Source organism: Actinokineospora diospyrosa (genome assembly GCF_024171925.1).
Classification (GTDB): Bacteria; Actinomycetota; Actinomycetes; order Mycobacteriales; family Pseudonocardiaceae; genus Actinokineospora; species Actinokineospora diospyrosa.
The window spans coordinates 403,757-421,410 of sequence record NZ_JAMTCO010000010.1; the positions used below are offsets into that span (position 1 = coordinate 403,757).

The 17,654-nt window shown below is 70.7% G+C and carries 16 protein-coding genes; 8 read left to right on the forward strand and 8 right to left on the reverse strand.

Going from position 1 to position 17,654, the window contains the following annotated elements; genetic code table 11:
- Positions 1 to 97: 97 nt before the first annotated feature.
- The 3 genes from LV75_RS22140 to LV75_RS22150 are packed head-to-tail and all read right to left on the reverse strand — an operon-like array spanning position 98 to position 2,760.
- Entirely contained in the window at positions 98 to 943 is an 846-nt protein-coding gene (locus tag LV75_RS22140; RefSeq protein WP_253888899.1) for a metal ABC transporter permease, read from the reverse strand.
- A complete protein-coding gene (locus LV75_RS22145; RefSeq protein WP_253888900.1) occupies positions 944 to 1,777 on the reverse strand; it encodes a metal ABC transporter ATP-binding protein in 834 nt (277 codons plus the stop codon).
- Complete coding sequence (locus tag LV75_RS22150) at positions 1,774 to 2,760, reverse strand: metal ABC transporter solute-binding protein, Zn/Mn family (protein ID WP_253888901.1); 987 nt, start codon at positions 2,758 to 2,760, stop codon at positions 1,774 to 1,776. The genes LV75_RS22145 and LV75_RS22150 overlap by 4 nt, the downstream gene beginning before the upstream one ends.
- A 193-nt stretch (positions 2,761 to 2,953) precedes the next feature.
- Between LV75_RS22150 and LV75_RS22155 the strand changes: the two genes are divergently transcribed.
- Positions 2,954 to 4,054 carry a LacI family DNA-binding transcriptional regulator gene (locus tag LV75_RS22155; RefSeq protein ID WP_253888902.1) on the forward strand — a complete coding sequence of 367 codons (1,101 nt, stop codon included), beginning with the start codon at positions 2,954 to 2,956 and terminating at the stop codon, positions 4,052 to 4,054.
- A gap of 258 nt (positions 4,055 to 4,312) precedes the next feature.
- Here the strand turns inward: LV75_RS22155 and LV75_RS22160 are convergent, their stop codons facing one another.
- Positions 4,313 to 4,987, reverse strand: a complete 675-nt coding sequence (locus LV75_RS22160) for a hypothetical protein (RefSeq protein ID WP_253888903.1) — start codon at positions 4,985 to 4,987, stop codon at positions 4,313 to 4,315.
- Positions 4,988 to 5,160: 173 nt separating this feature from the next.
- Here LV75_RS22160 and LV75_RS22165 point away from each other — a divergent pair, with 173 nt between their 5' ends.
- From LV75_RS22165 to LV75_RS22175, 3 genes are read left to right on the forward strand one after another with little or no spacing between them, the layout of a single operon-like run.
- On the forward strand, positions 5,161 to 5,652 hold the full coding sequence (locus LV75_RS22165; RefSeq protein ID WP_253888904.1) for a beta-class carbonic anhydrase: 492 nt from the start codon (positions 5,161 to 5,163) through the stop codon (positions 5,650 to 5,652).
- 10 nt (positions 5,653 to 5,662) lie between these two features.
- Positions 5,663 to 6,532, forward strand: a complete 870-nt coding sequence (locus LV75_RS22170; RefSeq protein ID WP_253888905.1) for an HhH-GPD family protein — start codon at positions 5,663 to 5,665, stop codon at positions 6,530 to 6,532.
- Between the two features lie 21 nt (positions 6,533 to 6,553).
- Positions 6,554 to 7,060 (forward strand): 2'-5' RNA ligase family protein, encoded by a 507-nt coding sequence (locus tag LV75_RS22175; RefSeq protein WP_253888906.1) that lies wholly within the window; start codon positions 6,554 to 6,556, stop codon positions 7,058 to 7,060.
- Here LV75_RS22175 and LV75_RS22180 read toward each other — a convergent pair.
- The gene (locus LV75_RS22180; RefSeq protein ID WP_253888907.1) at positions 7,043 to 7,813 is read right to left on the reverse strand and encodes an alpha/beta fold hydrolase; all 771 of its coding nucleotides are present in this window, start codon (positions 7,811 to 7,813) and stop codon (positions 7,043 to 7,045) included. The two genes, LV75_RS22175 and LV75_RS22180, sit on opposite strands and share 18 nt — an antisense overlap.
- Positions 7,814 to 7,897: 84 nt before the next feature.
- On the opposite strand from LV75_RS22180, the gene LV75_RS22185 reads away from it, so the two are divergent.
- Genes LV75_RS22185 through LV75_RS22195 form a run of 3 tightly spaced genes read left to right on the forward strand, consistent with a single transcriptional unit; the run spans position 7,898 to position 10,427 of the window.
- Complete coding sequence (locus LV75_RS22185) at positions 7,898 to 9,322, forward strand: M1 family metallopeptidase (protein WP_253888908.1); 1,425 nt, start codon at positions 7,898 to 7,900, stop codon at positions 9,320 to 9,322.
- 9 nt (positions 9,323 to 9,331) lie between these two features.
- Entirely contained in the window at positions 9,332 to 9,646 is a 315-nt protein-coding gene (locus LV75_RS22190) for an antibiotic biosynthesis monooxygenase family protein (protein WP_253888909.1), read from the forward strand.
- Positions 9,636 to 10,427: an SIR2 family NAD-dependent protein deacylase gene (locus tag LV75_RS22195; protein ID WP_253888910.1), complete on the forward strand. Its 792-nt coding sequence runs from the start codon at positions 9,636 to 9,638 to the stop codon at positions 10,425 to 10,427. The genes LV75_RS22190 and LV75_RS22195 overlap by 11 nt, the downstream gene beginning before the upstream one ends.
- A 71-nt stretch (positions 10,428 to 10,498) precedes the next feature.
- Here the strand turns inward: LV75_RS22195 and LV75_RS22200 are convergent, their stop codons facing one another.
- Positions 10,499 to 11,296 (reverse strand): ABC transporter permease, encoded by a 798-nt coding sequence (locus LV75_RS22200; RefSeq protein WP_253888911.1) that lies wholly within the window; start codon positions 11,294 to 11,296, stop codon positions 10,499 to 10,501.
- The gene (locus LV75_RS22205) at positions 11,293 to 12,261 is read right to left on the reverse strand and encodes an ATP-binding cassette domain-containing protein (RefSeq protein ID WP_253888912.1); all 969 of its coding nucleotides are present in this window, start codon (positions 12,259 to 12,261) and stop codon (positions 11,293 to 11,295) included. Before LV75_RS22205 ends, LV75_RS22200 begins: the two co-directional genes overlap by 4 nt.
- A 116-nt stretch (positions 12,262 to 12,377) precedes the next feature.
- Here LV75_RS22205 and LV75_RS22210 point away from each other — a divergent pair, with 116 nt between their 5' ends.
- On the forward strand, positions 12,378 to 13,394 hold the full coding sequence (locus LV75_RS22210) for an endonuclease/exonuclease/phosphatase family protein (protein WP_253888913.1): 1,017 nt from the start codon (positions 12,378 to 12,380) through the stop codon (positions 13,392 to 13,394).
- On the opposite strand, the gene LV75_RS22215 is transcribed toward LV75_RS22210, so the two are convergent.
- Positions 13,383 to 16,568 (reverse strand): AfsR/SARP family transcriptional regulator, encoded by a 3,186-nt coding sequence (locus LV75_RS22215; protein ID WP_253888914.1) that lies wholly within the window; start codon positions 16,566 to 16,568, stop codon positions 13,383 to 13,385. The genes LV75_RS22210 and LV75_RS22215 overlap by 12 nt on opposite strands.
- Positions 16,569 to 17,654 lie beyond the last annotated feature (1,086 nt).

Genomic DNA, 17,654 nt, shown 5'->3' on the forward strand with positions numbered 1-17,654 from the left:
GCCCAGCAGCCGCCGAACGCGGCTACGGGTGTCGTCCCCCGCGCAAAACAAGTCCGCCCCATCGAGCATCGGTGCGTTCAACGCTGAAGTTGGCGCTTTAAGCCGGGCTGACGCGGGTGCGGCGGACTCGGCTGACCACCCAGCAGATCAGGTAGATCAAGAACGAGATCGCGGTGACGAACGCGCTGACGGGTGTGCCTGGGGCTAGGGACAGGATGATGCCGCCGACGGCGGATACCTCTGCGAACAGCACGGCCAGCAGGGTCGCTTTAAGCGGGCTGGCGGTGATGCGGCACGCGGCGGCGGCAGGGGTAACCATCAGCGACAGCACCAACAGCGATCCCACGGTGCGCACGCCCAGCGCCGTCGCGGCGCCGACCATGACGGCGAAGACGACGGCGAGGGCTGTCACCGGTACGCCGCGGGCCTTCGCGACCTCCGGGTCGACGCTGGCGAACAGGAGGGGGCGGTAGAGGGCGGCGAGCAGGCCGATGACCACGATCGCGCAGCCGCTCAGCAGGGCGACGCTGGCGAAGTCCTGGCCGACGATCTGGCCGGTGAGCAGGCCGAACTTGTTGGACGACCGGCCCTTGTAGAGCCAGAGCATCAGCACGCCGAGGCCGAGGCCGAAGGCGAGGACGACGCCGATCACCGAGTCGTAGTCGGAGCTGCGCCGCGACAGCAGGCCCAGCACCAGCGCGGCGACGATCGCCCCGGCCAGGGCGCCGTTGCCGATGTCCCAGCCGAGCAGCAGGGCCGCCGCGCCCCCGGTCAGCGCGAGCTCGGCGGTGCCGTGCACGGAGAACGCCATGTTCCGGCTGACGATCAGCGGCCCGAGCACGCCTGCCAGCAGGCCGAGCACGGCGGCCACGACCAGCGCGGTGAGCACGAACGGGAGGCCGAGCAGCTGGCCGGTCAGCTCGAAGTCGAACAGCTTGTCCATCTAGCGCTCCACCAGCTCCTCGGTGTGGTGCGCACCGTCTTCGCACAGGTCGCTGTGGGTGCCGACGATGTGGATCTGGCCGCGCACCCGGACAACGGCGATGTCGGTGCCGTAGAGCTCCGAGAGCGTCTCCGAGGTCATCACCCGCTCCGGCGGACCGATCCGGAAGCGACCGTCCACCAGGTACAGGACCCGGTCGACCAGCGGCAGCACCGGGTTGATCTCGTGCGTGACGAACAGGACGGCGCTGCCGGACTCACGGCGGTGGGCATCGATCAGCCCGCTGACCGCGCGCTGGTGGGCCAGGTCGAGCGAGAGCAGCGGCTCGTCGCAGAGCAGCACGCTGGGGTCGCCGACCAAGGCCTGGGCGACGCGCAGGCGCTGCTGTTCACCGCCGGAGAGCAGTCCGACCGGGCGGTCCGCGTAGTGCGTGGCACCGACGGCCTCCAAGGCGGTGGCGACCCGCTGGCGGCGCTCGCGCATGCCGCCGATCCCCAGACCCCAGCGGTGGCCGTCGTAGCCGAGCCCCACGAGGTCGCGACCACGGACAGCGATCGTCGGGTCCAACGCGCGCTGCTGCGGGATGTAGCCGATCCGCCTGTTGCCCTTACCGGGCGCGGCTCCCCCGATCCGCACCGTGCCCGCGCTGAGCTTCTGCTGCCCCAAGAGGACCCGCATCAGACTGGTCTTACCGGAACCGTTCGGCCCCAAGACCGCGATGAACTCGCCGGGCTGCACGTCCAGGTCGAGGCCATCCCACAGGACCCGATCGCCATAGGACAGCCGGGCACCAGATAGCGACACCGCGGGGGTGCCGTTCACCGCTTGGGTCATGCCGCCGCCACGGCCCCGGCGAGCGCGTCGACCTGCTTGGTCATCCAATCAAGGTATCCGGTCACGCCCTGTGGCAGCGTCTCGGTCACACCCACGATGGGGATGCCCTGGGCGGTGGCGCGCTCCTTGAGCCGTTCGGTCACCGGGGTCTCGGTCTGGCTGTTGTAGACCAGTGCCACGACCTGCTTGCTGGTGATAAGACCCTCGGTCTCGGCGACCGCGGATGCCGACGGATCCGACTCCTCTTCGACTGCCTCGGCGAACTCGGCTGGGGTGACATCGTTGAGTCCGGCGGTGTGCAGCAAGTACGCAGCGACGGGTTCGGTGGACAGCACCTTCGCGTCTGCCTTGCGCTGCCCGATCTCGGCGACCTTGACGGTCAGCTCTTGCAACGCCTTGTCGAAGTTGGCCGCGTTCGCGCGGAACGTCCCGGCCTTGTCCGGGGCCACGGCGGCGAGCTCCTCGGCGACCTTGCCCGCGACCTTGCGCACGGTCTCGAGGTCGTACCAAACGTGCTCGTTCTCGGCGTGCTCGTGCGCGTCGGCCGGGGCGGGCTCGGCGGATTCCTTGCCCGCGTCCGGGTCGGCGAGGTCGACGGCCACGATGCGCCGGACGTCGCCGCCGGAGGAGTCGACGAGGGTGGTGAAGAAGTCGTCGTAGCCACCGCCGTTGGACAGGACCAGGTCGGCACCGGCGAAGGCGGTCGCGTCCGACGGCTTCGCCTCGTAGCCGTGCGGGTCGGCGCCGGGGTCGCTCAGCAGCGCGGTGACCGAGACGGCGTCGCCGCCGACCGCGGTGGCCACACTGGCCCACACGTTCGTGGAGGCGACCACCTTGACCTTGCCGTCATCGGGCGCCTGTCCCTGTGAGCCGCCACACGCCGCGGTCGTCGCGGTCAGCGCGACCAGCCCGGCGATGGCGGCCGCTGCGCGGATCTGGCGACGTCCGGACCCCGTTGGCGCGAGGTTGCGGCGGTGGGTCATGAAGCGCTCCTGGCCTGTCGGGTGTGCCTTCATCCGGCCGCGTGCCGGCGGTGACACGAGAATGGAAACCGTTGTCGGTTTGAGCGTACGCCACCGCCGGGGCCCCGCGTAACCCGACCGGGTGAGACCCGTCCGGGCAGGTCCGCCCGGAGTCGGGCTTCTGCAATTGGTTCTGAACCGTTACGGTCAATCCATGGCGCGGTCTACACATGTGCGACGCCCGGCAACCCTCGCGTCGCTGGCAGCGGAACTGGGGGTCTCCCGGACCACGGTTTCCAATGCCTACAACCGGCCTGACCAGCTCTCACCGGAGCTGCGCAGGCGGGTGTTGGAGACCGCTCGACGGCTGGGTTACCCCGGCCCCGACCCGGTCGCCCGGTCACTGCGCACCCGCAAGGCGGGGGCGGTCGGGCTGCTGCTCACCGAGAACCTCTCTTACGCGTTCCGCGACCCCGCGGCACTCGGCTTCCTCGAGGGTTTGGCGCTCGCCTGCGAGGGCGCGGGCCAGGGCCTGCACCTGGTGCCGGTGAACCCGGAACGCGAGGACGTCGCCGCGGTGCACCGCGCGGGCGTGGACGGTTTCGTCGTGTACTCGGTGCCCGACGACGACCCGCACCTGGCCGCCGTGCTGTCGCGACCGGTGCCCACCGTGGTCGCCGACCAGCCGCACGTGGAGGGCGTCGACCGGGTCGGCATCGACGACCGGGGCGCCATCACCGCGCTCGCCCAGCGGCTGATCAGCCTGGGCCACCGCCGGGTCGGCGTGCTCTGCATGCGCCTGGCCCGCGACCGCAACGACGGCTTCGTCACCACCGACCGCGCCGAGCACGCCACCTTCCACGTGCAGCGCGCCCGGCTGGCGGGTCTCACCGACGCCTTCGGCGCCGCGGGCGTCGACTGGGGCCGGGTCCCGGTGGTGGAGCGCTTCGACCACAGCGTCGCCAGTGGCGCCTCCGCGGCCGCTCAACTGCTCGACGCGGACCCGCACGTCACCGCCCTGATCTGCACCTCGGACATCCTCGCCCTGGGCGCCCTGGCCGAGGCCAGGCGCCGGGGCCTGCGGGTGCCGCAGGACCTCACGGTCACCGGTTTCGACGGCATCGCCGACGCCGACCGGGTCGGCCTCACCACGGTCCGCCAGCCGGTCCTGGAGAAGGGCCGGGCCGCCGGGAAGCTCTTACTGGCCTCCGTCGACCCGACCAGGCCCCGCGAGATCACCCTCAACACCGAACTCGTCCCCGGCGCGACCGCGGCACCCCCGCGCACCGCCGAGGAGCGCTGGTTCGGCCCCTGACCCCGGGCCCCACGGTCCACCCAGGACACCCCACCGGCACCGCCGCCCCGGGGCCGATCCCGCACGCCTGATCCCCCGCCACACCTCGTTGCCAGCCGCACTGCCCAGCCCCGCACTGCCCGGCCACACCGCCGCCACTCGGGTTGTCCACAAGGGCCCGCCCCATCCACACCCCGGCGCTGACCCCACCGCCGCACCGCCCCCGGTGGGAGACTTGGGCATCGGGGGCGGCTCAGCACGTTCGATCTTGAAACCGGGTCACGGCTCGATCGTGAACGGGACCGGCGCGCTGGTCAGCCCGCCGACCCGGGCCGTGACCGCGTACGCCCCCGGCTCCACCGACGCCCGCCTGCTCGGGCACCCCGGCGCCGAGGTGCGGCCCGCCCACTTCACCTCGAACGCGGTCCGCTGCCCCGGCGCCAAGATCGTCGGTTCGGCGCCGTCGGCGGGGGTGCAGTCGTTGCTCGACCACAGCCGGGTCGGCCCGGCGCTGATCACCAGTTCGCGCTGGCCCCGGCCGATGTCGCGGGTGCACGGCACGGCGCCGGAGTTGGTGATCACCACCCGCAGCTGCGGCCTGCTGCCCGAGCGGAACGCGACCGGGTCGACCTCGGCGGCGACCGCGATCACCGCGTCCGGGCACGGCAGGTTCGGGTCCGGCGGCGGGGGCGGCGGCGCGACCGGTGCGGCAGGGGCAGCGGGAGCGGCTGGAGCCGCGGCGGCGGGGGCAGCGGTCGACGAGGACGGCGCGGTCGTCGGTGGGGCGGGCGGCGCGCTGGACGGGAGCGCCGCGAGGCCGATGCCCTCGTCGTCACCGACGAAGCCGCTGATGATCCACGTGAGCACCACGACCCCGGCGGCGGCAGCGGCGATGGCGACCACCCGTCGGCGCAGGTAGACGGATCGCGAGAGCGGCTCGTCGGTTTCGATCATCCGCGGAACGGTAACGCCGGGCGGTAGCGAACCGGCCGGGACAACACGCCACCAAAGAGGGATGTACCCCGGGTCGGACAACACGATCAGTGAGCTTTCTCAAGAACACTTGTCTGGCAACTGGGAAGGCGGTTCCAATGGGCGGCCTGGAATGTCCGGATCCGGAGGTTGCCGTGACCGCCATCGACGACCTGCTCCAACGCCACATCGACGGGCCCGACCACGGGGCCCCGGAGGTGCCCACCCCGGTCCCCGGGCTGCACCTGGCGATCGTCACCTGCATGGACGCCCGCATCAAGGTGTTCGACGTGTTCGGCCTGCGCCACGGCGAGGCGCACATCATGCGCAACGCGGGCGGCATCGTCACCGACGACGTGGTGCGGTCGCTGTCGATCAGCCAGCGCAAGCTGCTCACCCGCGAGGTGATCGTCATGCAGCACACCTCGTGCGGCCTGTCGACCTTCACCGACGACGAGTTCCGCGAGGAGCTCGAGCTGGACACCGGCCTGCGCCCGACCTGGGCGGTCGAGGCGTTCCGCGAGGTCAAGGACAGCGTCCGGCAGTCGGTCGAGCGGGTGCGGCGCAGCCCGTTCATCCCGTACACCGACAACGTCCGCGGCTTCGTCTACGACGTGAAGACCGCCGCGCTCACCGAGGTCCACTAACCTCTTCCGCGTGATCGACACCCTGCTGGACTGGTTCGACGAGAACGCGCGGGACCTGCCCTGGCGCAAGGCGGGCACCACCGGCTGGGGTGTGCTGGTCAGCGAGATCATGCTGCAGCAGACCCCGGTCGCGCGGGTCGAGCCGATCTGGCTGTCCTGGATGGCGCGCTGGCCGGTGCCCTCGGCGCTGGCCGCGGAGACGCAGGGCGAGGTCGTGCGCGCCTGGGGCAAGCTGGGCTACCCGCGCCGGGCGCTGCGGCTGCACGCGGCGGCGGGCGTGATCGCCGCCGACCACGGCGACGTCGTGCCGTCCGATGTGGACGTGCTGCTCGGGTTGCCGGGCATCGGCGCGTACACGGCCCGCGCGGTGGCGGCGTTCGCCTACGGGCAGCGCTGCCCGGTCGTCGACACCAACGTCCGGCGGGTCGTCGCCCGGGCGGTCAACGGCGCTGGTGATGCCGGGCCGCCGTCGACCACGCGGGACATGGCCGAGACCGAGGTATTACTGCCGCCCGAGCCCGCTCGCGCGGCGAAGGCGTCGGCGGCGTTGATGGAACTGGGCGCGGTCATCTGCACGGCCCGCGCCCCGAAGTGCGCGGACTGCCCGATCGTCACCGACTGCGCCTGGGTTCTCGCCGGTAGGCCTGCCTACGACGGCCCCGCGAAGGCGGTGCAGAAGTTCGCGGGCACGGATCGCCAGGTTCGCGGGCTGCTGCTGGACGTCTTAAGAGGCAGCGCCGAACCTGCGCCAAAGACGCGCCTGGATGTCGTGTGGAGTGATGCAGGCCAGCGAGACCGGTGTCTGCACTCATTGCTGGTCGACGGACTGGTGGAGCAAACATCGGACGGTAGGTTCGCCCTGCCTGGCGAGCACCGCTGACCCGAGTGGGAAGCTGATCGCATGGCGCAGGGTGTTGTGGTGCTGTTCGACGACCGGGCCAACGCTGCGGTGGCGAAGCTGCTCGACGGGCTCGACGCGGCCGGTGTGCCTGCCGCGCGAAGGTTCCCCCCTCACGTCACGTTCGCCATGGCTTCGGACATCCCCGCCAAGACCAGAGCGGCTCTTAAGGCTGATCTGCGCGTCTTGTCGATTCCGAACCTGTGGCTCTACACCCTGTCGGCGTTCTCTAGCGCGGAGAACGTGCTCACGCTCGGCGCGGTCGTCGACACCGAGTTGCTTGCGGTCCACTCGGCCGTGCACGACGTGCTGGCAGGCAAGGTTAAGAACCCGAGTAGTTACTACCTGCCCGGCTCTTGGATCCCCCACTGCACGCTCGCCCACGGCGTAACCGACGAGCAGACAGCCGCCGGATTCCAGGCGCTGTTCCCCGTGGAGCCGATCCAGGGACGCGTAACCCGGGTCGCGATCCTCGACACGACCACCGCGGACCTAGACGTCCTCGTGTAGCACCCAGGACAGGAACGCCTCCACGGCACCTTGGAAGACCCGCGGCGCGGCCTCGTGCACCAGATGACCTGCGCCTTCGACCACGAAGTGGGTCCCACCGCCGGGCACCCGCGCCGCGATCTCGGCCTGCTGCCCGGCGGGCATGATCGTGTGCTGCGCCTCGATCACCAGAACTGGGCAGCGGACCCGGTCGACGAGGTCCCAGTAGGCGCGCTCACCCCACTCGGCCGCGATGTCGAACAACTCGTGCGGCCCGGCCACCAGGTGGTACCCGTCGGCGCGTTCCTCGACGCACTCGCTGAAGTAGTCGCCCGCGGGTCCGAAGAACTCCCGCACATGCCGCAGCGACGGGAACGGGACGGGCCAAGCGTCGAATAGCGCCCGCCAGTCGTCAACGGTGCGCCCGCGTAGATCGACGCCGACGTCCTCGAGCACGAGCGCGCGCACGAGGTCGGGATGCTCAGCGGCCAGCGCGATCCCGTGCAGTCCACCCATCGAATGTCCGATCACGACAGCTGGCGCGCCGAGTTCGCTAACTAGTGCGGCAGCGTCAACGACGAAGTCCGGCGTACGCCATTGCCCGCCCCGGTAGGAACTCCTACCGTGCCCACGTGCGTCGAGGCCGGTAACGCTGCCGTAGCGGGTAAGCCAAGGGGCGACAGGCCACCATGTGGACGCGCGGCCCATGAGTGCGTGCAGCAGCAGGATCGGTTGGCCCTCACCGCCGAAGGTGACCACATCTGGCCTGCTCATGTGGGTGAGTCTGCCCGAGTCAACCCCGGCAACACAGGCGGGCGGTCATGATGGACCCATCCCCCAGAGCACTTGGAGTGTGGTGTGGTCCGTGCCCGAGTTGTCTGCGTGGTGCTGACCGCGACCGCGGTCGCGGCGTGCAGCACCCCGGTCCAGCAACCGGAGCCCGACCCGACCGAGCAGGCGCGGGTGCCGGGCGCGGCGGGCATCGGCGACCCGTACTACCCCGAGGACGGCAACGGCGGGTACGACGTCACCGGCTACGACGTCGCGGTGAGCTACGACCCGCCGACGAAGAAACTCGAAGGTGACACCACGGTCGTGGCGACCGCGGACGCCGTGTTGGGCCGGTTCAACCTGGACCTCACCGGATACCAGGTATCCGCGGTGGAAGTCGACGGCACAGCGGCCCAGTTCACCCGCGAGGGCGACCACGAACTGGTGATCACGCCCGCCACCCCGGTGGCCGCGGGCGCGGTGTTCCGCACCCGGGTCACCTACGCGGGCGTGCCCAAGATCAGCGAGGACGCCGCGCTCGGCGTCAGCGGCTGGCAGATCGCCAAGTCCGGCGGCGCGTTCGTCGCCGGGGAGCCGCACTCGGCGAGCAGTTGGTACCCGGTGAACGACCACCCCCTGGACAAGGCCACCTTCCGGCTGACGGCCAAGGTCCCCGACGGCTGGAAGGTCATCGCCAACGGCCGCGAGGAGGCGACCAGCAGCGCGGCCGGCTGGACGACCTCGACCTGGGTGGAGCCCAACCGCATCGCCCCCTACCTGACCACGGTCGGCATCGACAAGTGGACCATCGTCCGGTCCGCCCTCGCCGACGGCACCCCGGTGGTCGACGCCTACGCCCCCGGCACCGACGACAAGCGCCAGGTCGAGTCCCGGCTGCCGGAGGTGCTGGAGTTCCTGGCGGGCAAGTTCGGCCCGTACCCGCAGAGCGCGGCGGGCGGGATCTTCCTCAACGAGAGCATCTCCTTCTCGCTGGAGACCCAGACCAGGCCCATCTACGCGAAGTGGGCCGGGATCGACGTCATCGTGCACGAACAGGCCCACCAGTGGTTCGGTAACAGCGTCTCGCTGGAGCGTTGGTCGGATGTGTGCTTGAACGAGTGCTTCGCCTCTTACGCGCAATGGCTGTGGGACGAAGAGAAGAACCGCATCGACCTCGACAAGCTCTACCGCACGACGGTAGCCCGCAAGACGGACTCTTACTGGGACCGCAAGCTCGTCGACATGGGTCCGGGCAAGGAGTTCACCGCGGTCTACGACAAGGGTCAGCTCGCAGTGCACGCCCTGCGCAAGCAGTTGGGTGACGAGAAGTTCTTCGCCCTGCTCAAGCGCTGGACCAGCGAACACCGCGACGGCAACGCGTCGTGGGCGGACTTCGCGGCCACGGTCAACGAGGTCGCGGGGACCGATCTCGGCCCGTTCCTGGACGCCTGGTTCCACCAAGCGGGCAAACCGGGCGACGAGTACCTCTACCCGGGGAGCCTGCGCAAGTAGGGTGGGGCCATGGCAGTCGTGAAGATCAACGCGATCGAGGTCCCCGAGGGCGCTGGCCCCGAACTGGAGAAGCGGTTCGCCGCGCGGCTGGGCGCCGTGGACGGGCAGCCGGGGTTCCTCGGCTTCGAGCTGCTGCGGCCGGTCGCCGGGGAGACCCGCTACTTCGTGTACACCCGCTGGGCCACGGAGGCGGACTTCCAGGCGTGGATGGCCGGTTCGGCCAAGGAGGCGCACAGCGGCGAGCGGGCCAAGCCGGTCGGCACCGGGTCGAGCCTGCTGGAGTTCGAGATCGTGCAGGCCGCGGACCCCAAGGGTGACGACTGAGCTCGACCGCGCCGCCGAGGCGATCGCCACGGCAGGCGCGGTCCTGGTGTGCGCGGGCGCGGGCATGGGGGTCGACTCCGGGCTGCCGGACTTCCGCGGCTCGGCGGGCTTCTGGCGCGCGTACCCGCCGTACGAGCGGCTCGGGCTGCGGTTCGAGGAGCTGGCCGACCCGGTGCACTTCACCGACGACCCGGAGCTGGCCTGGGGTTTCTACGGGCACCGGCTGGCGCTCTACCGCTCGACGGTGCCGCACGCCGGGTTCGAGGTCCTGCTCGGCTGGGGAGCCGAGGTGTTCACGTCCAATGTGGATGGACAGTTCCAGCTAGCCGGGTTCACCGGCGTCGCCGAGGTCCACGGGTCCATCCACCACCTGCAGTGCACGCTCCCCTGCCGCGGTGACGTGTGGGCGGCGGAGGCGGAGGTGGCGGTCGACCCGGAGACCATGCGGGCCGTCGGCGACCTGCCGGAGTGCCCGACCTGCGGCGCGCTGGCGCGGCCGAACATCCTGATGTTCGGGGACTCCTGGTGGGTGCCGCACCGCAGCCAGTCCGCTTTGGACTCGTTGGCGACCTGGCGCCGGTCGGTGCGGGACCTGGCCGTCGTGGAGATCGGTGCGGGGCAAGCGGTCCCGACCGTGCGGCGGTACGCGGAGCTGGCCAGCGCGGCGTCCGGCAGGCTGATCCGGATCAACACCCGGGAACCGGAGGTCCGCCACGGCAGGGGCATCTCGTTGCCGATGCCCGCGGCCGAGGCGTTGGCGGAGATCCAGTCCAGGTTGTGAAGTAAGACAGCGGGATAAGACAGCGGGACGGGGCGGCGCGGGAATCCCCACGCCGCCCCATACCCCCGGTCTCAGCCGACGCGCTTGCGGTAGGCGCGCAGGGCGAGCGGGAAGAAGATCCCCGCGATGACGACCGCCCAGAGGAACGCCCACGCCGCGTCACCGACCCAGTCGCCGCCGAGCAGCAGCCCGCGGGCGGCGTTGGTGAGGTGGGTGACGGGGTTGATGTCGACCCAGGCCTGCAACCAGCCCGGCATCGACTGCGACGGGACGAAGACGTTGCTGCCGAAGGTCAACGGGAAGATGAACGCGACCAGGGTGCCCGGCACCGCCTGCGGGCTCTTGACCAGCATGCCGACCCAGACCGACACCCAGCACAGGCACAGCCCGAACGCGATCAGCAGCAGCACGGCGATGAGGAAGCGACCCGGGTCGGTCTGCACGCGGAAGCCCATGATGGTCGCGACGGTGAACAGCACAGTTAGCGTCACCACGAACCGGACAATGTCACCGAGCACCGCACCGACAAGAGGTGCTGACCGGGCGATCGGCATGCTGCGGAACCGGTCGAACACGCCCTTGCTGATGTCGGTGTTGAGTGCCATGCCGGTACCCAGGCTGGCGAAGGCGATGTTCTGCACCATCAAGCCCGGCAGCAGCACCTGCAGGTAAGCGTCGGTGCTTCCCTGGATGGCGCCGCCGAACAGGTAGACGAAGAGCAGCAGGAAGATGATCGGCTGCAGGGTGACGTCTAGCAGCGATTCGGGGTTCTTGCGGACCTTGGTGACCGCGCGACCGGCCAGCGCGAGGCCGTGGCGGAGAGCGGCCCCCGGGCCGATGTGGGTGGTGGGGGCGGTGATGGTCGTCATGCCAGGCTCCCTTCGGTGGCCGGGGTGGTGGAACCGGTGCGACCGGTCAGGGTCAGGAAGACGTCGTCGAGGCTGGGCAGGCGCAGGCCGAGCTCGTCGGCGGTGATGCCCGCGTCGTCGAGCCTGCGGACGACGGTCGAGAGCAGCAGCGGGTTGTCGACCGGGGTGCTGAGCACGCCGTTGTCGGTGTCGATGATCGGGTCGAGCCCGGTCAGCTCGCGCAGGATGGCCGCGACGGCCGGGATGTCGGCGACCACCGTCGGGCGGATCTGCATGCTCTGGCCGCCGGTGCGGCGCTTGAGCTCGTGCGGGGTGCCTGCGGCGATGACCTTGCCGTGGTCGATCACGGTGATCAGGTCGGCGAGCTGGTCGGCCTCCTCCAGGTACTGGGTGGTGAGCAGCACGGTCACCCCGTCGTCGACCAGGCCGCGCACGGTCGCCCACACCTCGTTGCGGCTGTGCGGGTCCAGGCCGGTGGTCGGCTCGTCCAGGAACAGCACCTGCGGGCGCCCGACCAGGCTCGCGGCCAGGTCGGTGCGCCTGCGCATGCCGCCGGAGTAGGTCTTGACCGAGCGGCTCGCGGCGTCGGTCAGCTCGAACTTGGCCAGCAGCTCGGCGGCCCTGACCTTGGCGGCCGCCTTGGACAGGCCCAGCAGCTTGCCGATCAGCACCAGGTTCTCGGTGCCGGACAGGTCCTCGTCCACCGAGGCGTATTGCCCGGTCAGGCCGATGATCCCGCGCACGGCGGTCGACTGCTTAGCGACGTCGTACCCGCCAACACGCGCCCACCCCTCGTCAGCGCGCAGCAGTGTTGCCAGTACCCGGACCGCGGTTGTCTTACCGGCGCCGTTCGGCCCAAGGACCCCCAGGACCTTGCCGGTCGGTACAGCGAGGTTGACCCCATCAAGGGCAACCGTGCTACCGAAGCGCTTCACCAGCCCCTCGGCTTCGATCGCGTAGGACATGTTCGCCCCCTCCTTCTTGTTCGCGTCCTAGAGTCGCCCCCGCCGCTGTCAAACCACGCACAGGACACTGTCAGCGGTTGACAACCCTGACTGCGCTTCTCAGGCATCCTGGTGCCATGACAGCGCACCAGGCCGAGGACGTGGATGTCCCCTATGACGAGGACCCACCACCGACCCGGCGGCGCCGTCGTCGCGGTGTCACCGTCTTCTTGACGCTGCTCGTGCTGCCGCTGCTCGCGGTGTGCGTCCTGCGACTCGGTGGAATCGACGGCAACCGGCTCACGGTCATCACGCTGGCGGTGACGCCTTACATCGCCGGCTACGGCATCGTGGTCACGCTGCTGTCTCTGATCCTGCGCCGGAAGCTGCTCACCACGGTGGCGTTGGTGCTGTCGTTGTCGCTGGGCATCCTGCTGGTCCCTCGCGTTCTTCCAGACGGGGATCCCCTGCCGTCCGGGCAACGAGTGCGGGTGCTGACCGCGAACCTGAAGCTCGGTCGTGCTGATACAGACGTGCTCATGTCGCTGATCCGAGATGCCAAGGTCGATGTGCTGTCCTTGCAGGAACTCACACCGGCAGCTCTAAGTGCCCTGGATGAGGCCGGGGTCGAGCGTTTGCTGCCCTATAGGGCGGTGCAGCCTGTCCCCGGTGGTGCAGGCGGCGGCATCTTGGCCAAGGTCCCGTTGCGACAGATCTCGCTCGCGGAGGACATGACCTTCGAGAACGTGGCAGCGGTGGTGGACCTGTCCGGTCCGGTGGACATCGAGGTGGTGACTATCCACATCAACCCGCCTACGAGCAGCGACAACGCCCGGAAGCGTTGGCAACGGGAGCTGGCAGGCCTACCTGGCCCTGATTCGTACGGCCGTCCCCGAGTACTGGCGGGTGACTTCAACGCCACCCTCGACCACCGCGCTTTCACGGCCTTCTTGGACCGGGGCTACAACGACGGCGCTGAGCTGGCGGGCGAGGCCATGCGCCCGACCTGGTCGTCCTCGTCGCCGCCGAGCCCGCCGGTCACCATCGACCACATCGTGCTCGACCGGCGCGTCGGCGTGGTCTCCGTGGCGGTCTACGACCTGCCGGGGAGCGACCACAACGCCGTCTTCGCCGAGCTCGCGCTACCTCGGTAGCGGTTCCAACCCCAAGACCCGGTGCAGCTCGGCCAAGGCCGCCTCGCGGTCCAAGGCCATGCCGGAGGCGTAGGCACTCGCCGCGCCGTCGACCCCCAAAGCGGCGTCGAGGTTGGCGCGGAGCTCGACCACCTCGGGGTTGCCCAGGTCAGGCGCGCCGCGGATGACCTCGGCCATGGCGAGCACGCGGGCGGAGCCGATCGGGTCGGCGCGCGCCAGCAGGGTGCACGCGACCACCTCGGCGACGCTGCCGATGTGCGGCATGTCGCCGACGGGGACGATGACCTTCAGCGACTCGGCCAGGTGCGCGAGGGCCGCCTCCGGGTCGCCCTCGGCCAGCGCGATCTGGGCGGCGACGCTGCTGAACATCGCGTACCAGTGCGGGGTGCGGCTCTCGTTCACCTCGAGCAGGGCCCGACCGCGCCCCAGCAGCACCTTGGCCTCGTCGAGGTCGCCCCGCAGGCGCACCAGCGCGGCGAGCCAGCCGAGCAGGAGGGCCTGGCTCTCCTGCGTGCTCGACGAGGCCAGGTCCATGGCGCGGCGCAGGTCGGCCTCGGCCCCGACGAGGTCACCGGCGCGGGCGCGCTGCAGGCCGAGCCTGCCGAGCACCCCGGGCATCTCGTCGACCGCGCCCAGCTCGGCGACCAGGCGCACCGACTCCTCGTTGGCCGCGACCGCCCCCACGTGGTCCCCGCGCAGCGACCGGCGCTCGGAGACCTGCCCGATGGCGATCGCCTGCCCCCAGCGGTCGCCCAGCTCGCGGAAGGCGGTGAGCGCGCGCTCGCCGTCGACCTCGGCCTCGGCCATCAACCCCTGGTTGTCGTGCAGGAAGGCGCTGGCCAGCAGGGTCAGCGCCCTGGCCCACTCGTCGGGGTGGCTCCTGCCGCGCTCGAGGCCCGCGATGGCCTCGTCGATGTCGCCGGAGAAGGCGGCCAACATCGGCTCCATCATGGCCATGATCGGGTAGTGCGCCATCGCGTCGGTCGCGGCCAGCTCGGCGCGCACCTCGCGGATCAGGTCCGGGTCGGGCATGCCGCCCGCCTTGACGAACACGGCCATCGAGCGCACCGCGGCCCTGGCGTGCGGCGGCGCGTCCCCCGGCACGGTGGCGACCTCGGCGATGGTCTTCAGCGCCTCGCGGTGGTGGCCGCTGATCATCCAGAACCAGCCCGCGGCGACCGCGAGCCGGTGCGCGACGTCGGCGTCGCCCAGGTCGACGGCGTGGCGCAGGGCGGCGAGCAGGTTCTCGTGGTCGGCGGTGACCCTGGCCAGCCAGCGCACCTGGTCCGGGCCGCGCAGCCGGGGCTCGGCCTCGGTCAGGTACGCCAGGAAGTGGTGGCAGTACGCGCGCCGCACCCGTTCGGTCTCACCCAACTCGGTGAGCCGCTCGGCCGCGTAGGCACGCACCGTCTCCAACATCCGGTACCGCACCTGCCCGTCCTTGCCCTCGGCCGCGACCACGATGGACTTCTCCACCAGGGAGGCCAGCAGGTAGACCACGTCGTCGGCGTCATCGGCGGTGTCCTGGGCCACCGCGGCCACCGACTCGGCCAGCGCGGCCACCGGGAACACCGACAGCCGGGCGGCGAGCAGGCGCTCGGGCTTCTCCAGCAGGTCCCAGCTCCACTCGACGACCGCCCGCAGCGTGCGGTGCCGGGGCAGCGACGTGCGGCTGCCACCGGTGAGCAGCCGGAACCGGTCGTCGAGGCGCTCGGCGATCTGCCCGACGGTCATCGACCGCAGCCGGGCTGCCGCCAACTCCAGCGCCAGCGGCAGCCCGTCGAGCCGCCTGCAGATCTCGGCCACCACGGCGGCGTTCGACCCGTCCACCCGGAACCCGGGGGCGGCCGACTCGGCCCGGTCGGCGAACAACCGCACCGCGTCGGCGGCGATCACCCGCTCGGGTGAGGTGTCCACAGTGGGCAGTCCGAGCGGGCCGAGCGGGTAGGCGGTCTCGCCGGTGATGGCGAGCGGTTCGCGGCTGGTGGCCAGCACGCGCAGCCTGGGGCACCGCGCGAGCAACGAGTCCGCGAGCGTCGCCGCGGAGATGATGAGGTGCTCGCAGTTGTCGAGCACGAGCAGGCAACGCTGCCCACCCAGCGCGTCGACCAGCCGCTCCAGCGCGGTGGCCGCCCGCGGCGTCCCGGTGTGGCCGTCGAGCAGCCGCGTCTCCCTGATCCCGAGCGTCGCCAACACCGCGGCCGGGACGTCCTCGTCGACCCGGACACCGGCGAGCTCGACGAACCAGGTCACCCCGTCCTGCCCGGCGACAACCTCGCGGGACAGCCGCGTCTTGCCCGCGCCACCGGGCCCCAGCAGGGTCACCAACCGGGTGGCGTCCAGCAGCCGGGTCACCTCAGCGAGCTCAGCCTGCCGCCCGACGAAACTCGTCAGCGCCGCCACCACCGGCTTCACCCGTGCGGGTGCGAGATCCCCCCGCAGCACCGCCACCTGCAACTCCCGCAACGTAGCGGAAGGTTCGACCCCCAACTCCTCCAGCAACACCCGCCTGGCCTGGTCATAGACCGCCAAGGCATCCGCTTGCCGCCCCGAGAGGAACAACGCCTCCATCAACAACGCAACAGCCCGCTCCCGCAGCGGCTGTTCAGCAACCAAGGTGGCCAACTCGGCAACAACATCCCCGTGCCGACCGGCCTTGATCTCCGCCTCGACCCGGTCCTCCACCGCGGCAAGGCGCAATTCGCCCAACCGAGCCACCACATTCGGCACAAACGGCGCATCCTCAAGCCCAGCGAGCGCCGCCCCGGCCCACAACCGCTCCGCCTCCCGCAAGGTCGCACAAGCCTCGGCATACCGCCCGTCCGCCAGCGCGACCCGCCCTTGTGCGACAAGCCGCTCAAACCGGTGCACATCGACCTGCTCAGCCGCAACAGCCAACCGATACCCAGCCGGATGCGATTCGATCAGCCCATCCGCGCCATCCCGAAGCCCCCGCCGCAACCGAGACACCAACGACTGCAACGCATTGGTCGCATCAGCAGGCGGCTCATCCCCCCACAGGCTGTCAACGAGCTCCGCAACCGACACCACCTTGCCCGCGTCGAGCGCCAGCCGGGCCAGCAACATCCGCAACCGGGTACCACCCAGCCCAACCACCGCCCCGTCCCCCTGGACGAGGCGCAGCGGGCCGAGCATCGCCACCTGCACCCCCACAGCTTTCCAGAACTGGCGCCGCAGCTACCGCACCTGCCCCCCGGACACCCCCGCCCCCGCCGACTCCACGCGTAGACCTGCCTCCCAGCCACCCCCACGCCCCCCACCGCGACGGCGCGCCACCCAGCCACTCAGCCGTGCCGGTTCGGCATCCCGTCTTCCAGCGCCCCCACCAGACCCCCCAAAGCCGAGCGGTTGGCATGCCCCCCAACCCCTGACCACTCAGAAGTCGCGGCGCCACCCCAGCCCCCCACCAGGCCCGCCCCAACCCACCTACCCAGCCCCTGAACACCCGGACCCGCTGGCGCCACCCAGCCCCGTCAGGTCCACCCCACCCACCTACTCAGCCCCTGGACACTCGGACCCCACCGGTGCCATCCCAACTGCCGTCAGGACCGGCCCCAGCCCACAGTGCCAGCCCCTGGACACTCGGACCCGTCGATGCCAACCCGCCCCGTCAGGTCCGCCTCAACCCACCTACCCAGCACCTGAACACCCGAACCCGGCGGTGCCATCCCAACTGCCGTCAGGTCCGCCTAAGCCCACCTGACCAGCCCCCAGACACTCGAAAGATCCGGTGCCATCCCAGCCCGCTCTCGGCTGCCCTGCCAACCCAGCCCCTGGACACTCGGACCCGTCGGTGCCAACCCGCACCCCGTCAGGTCCGCCCCAGCCCACCTTCCCAGCACCTGGACAGTCGGACTCGCTGGTGCCAAATGCTCGATGGGGTGGACCTGTTTTGTGTGGGGGGACGACACCCGTAGCGTCGGTAGCGGACAGGGCCAGTCTTTTCGGCCCCTGCTTTGCGGTCCTGCCACGGGTGTCGTAGGGGCCCCGCACAAAACAGGTCCACCCCATCGAGCAAAGCTCGAAAATCGCGGATCGGGCGCCGAGCTCGCCGCCAGGCGACGAGGCCGTCCCCCGGAGCCGAAGGCGGAGGCCCGAATCCCTTGCGACGCACTCCCAGCCCGGGCATGCGTCAAGATCAACCTGATCGAAAGCCCCCAAATACACAGCCTACCGACGCGCACCGACAAACCGGCAGCAGCGAACGGCACCTGTGGACAACCGCAGACATTGTGGACA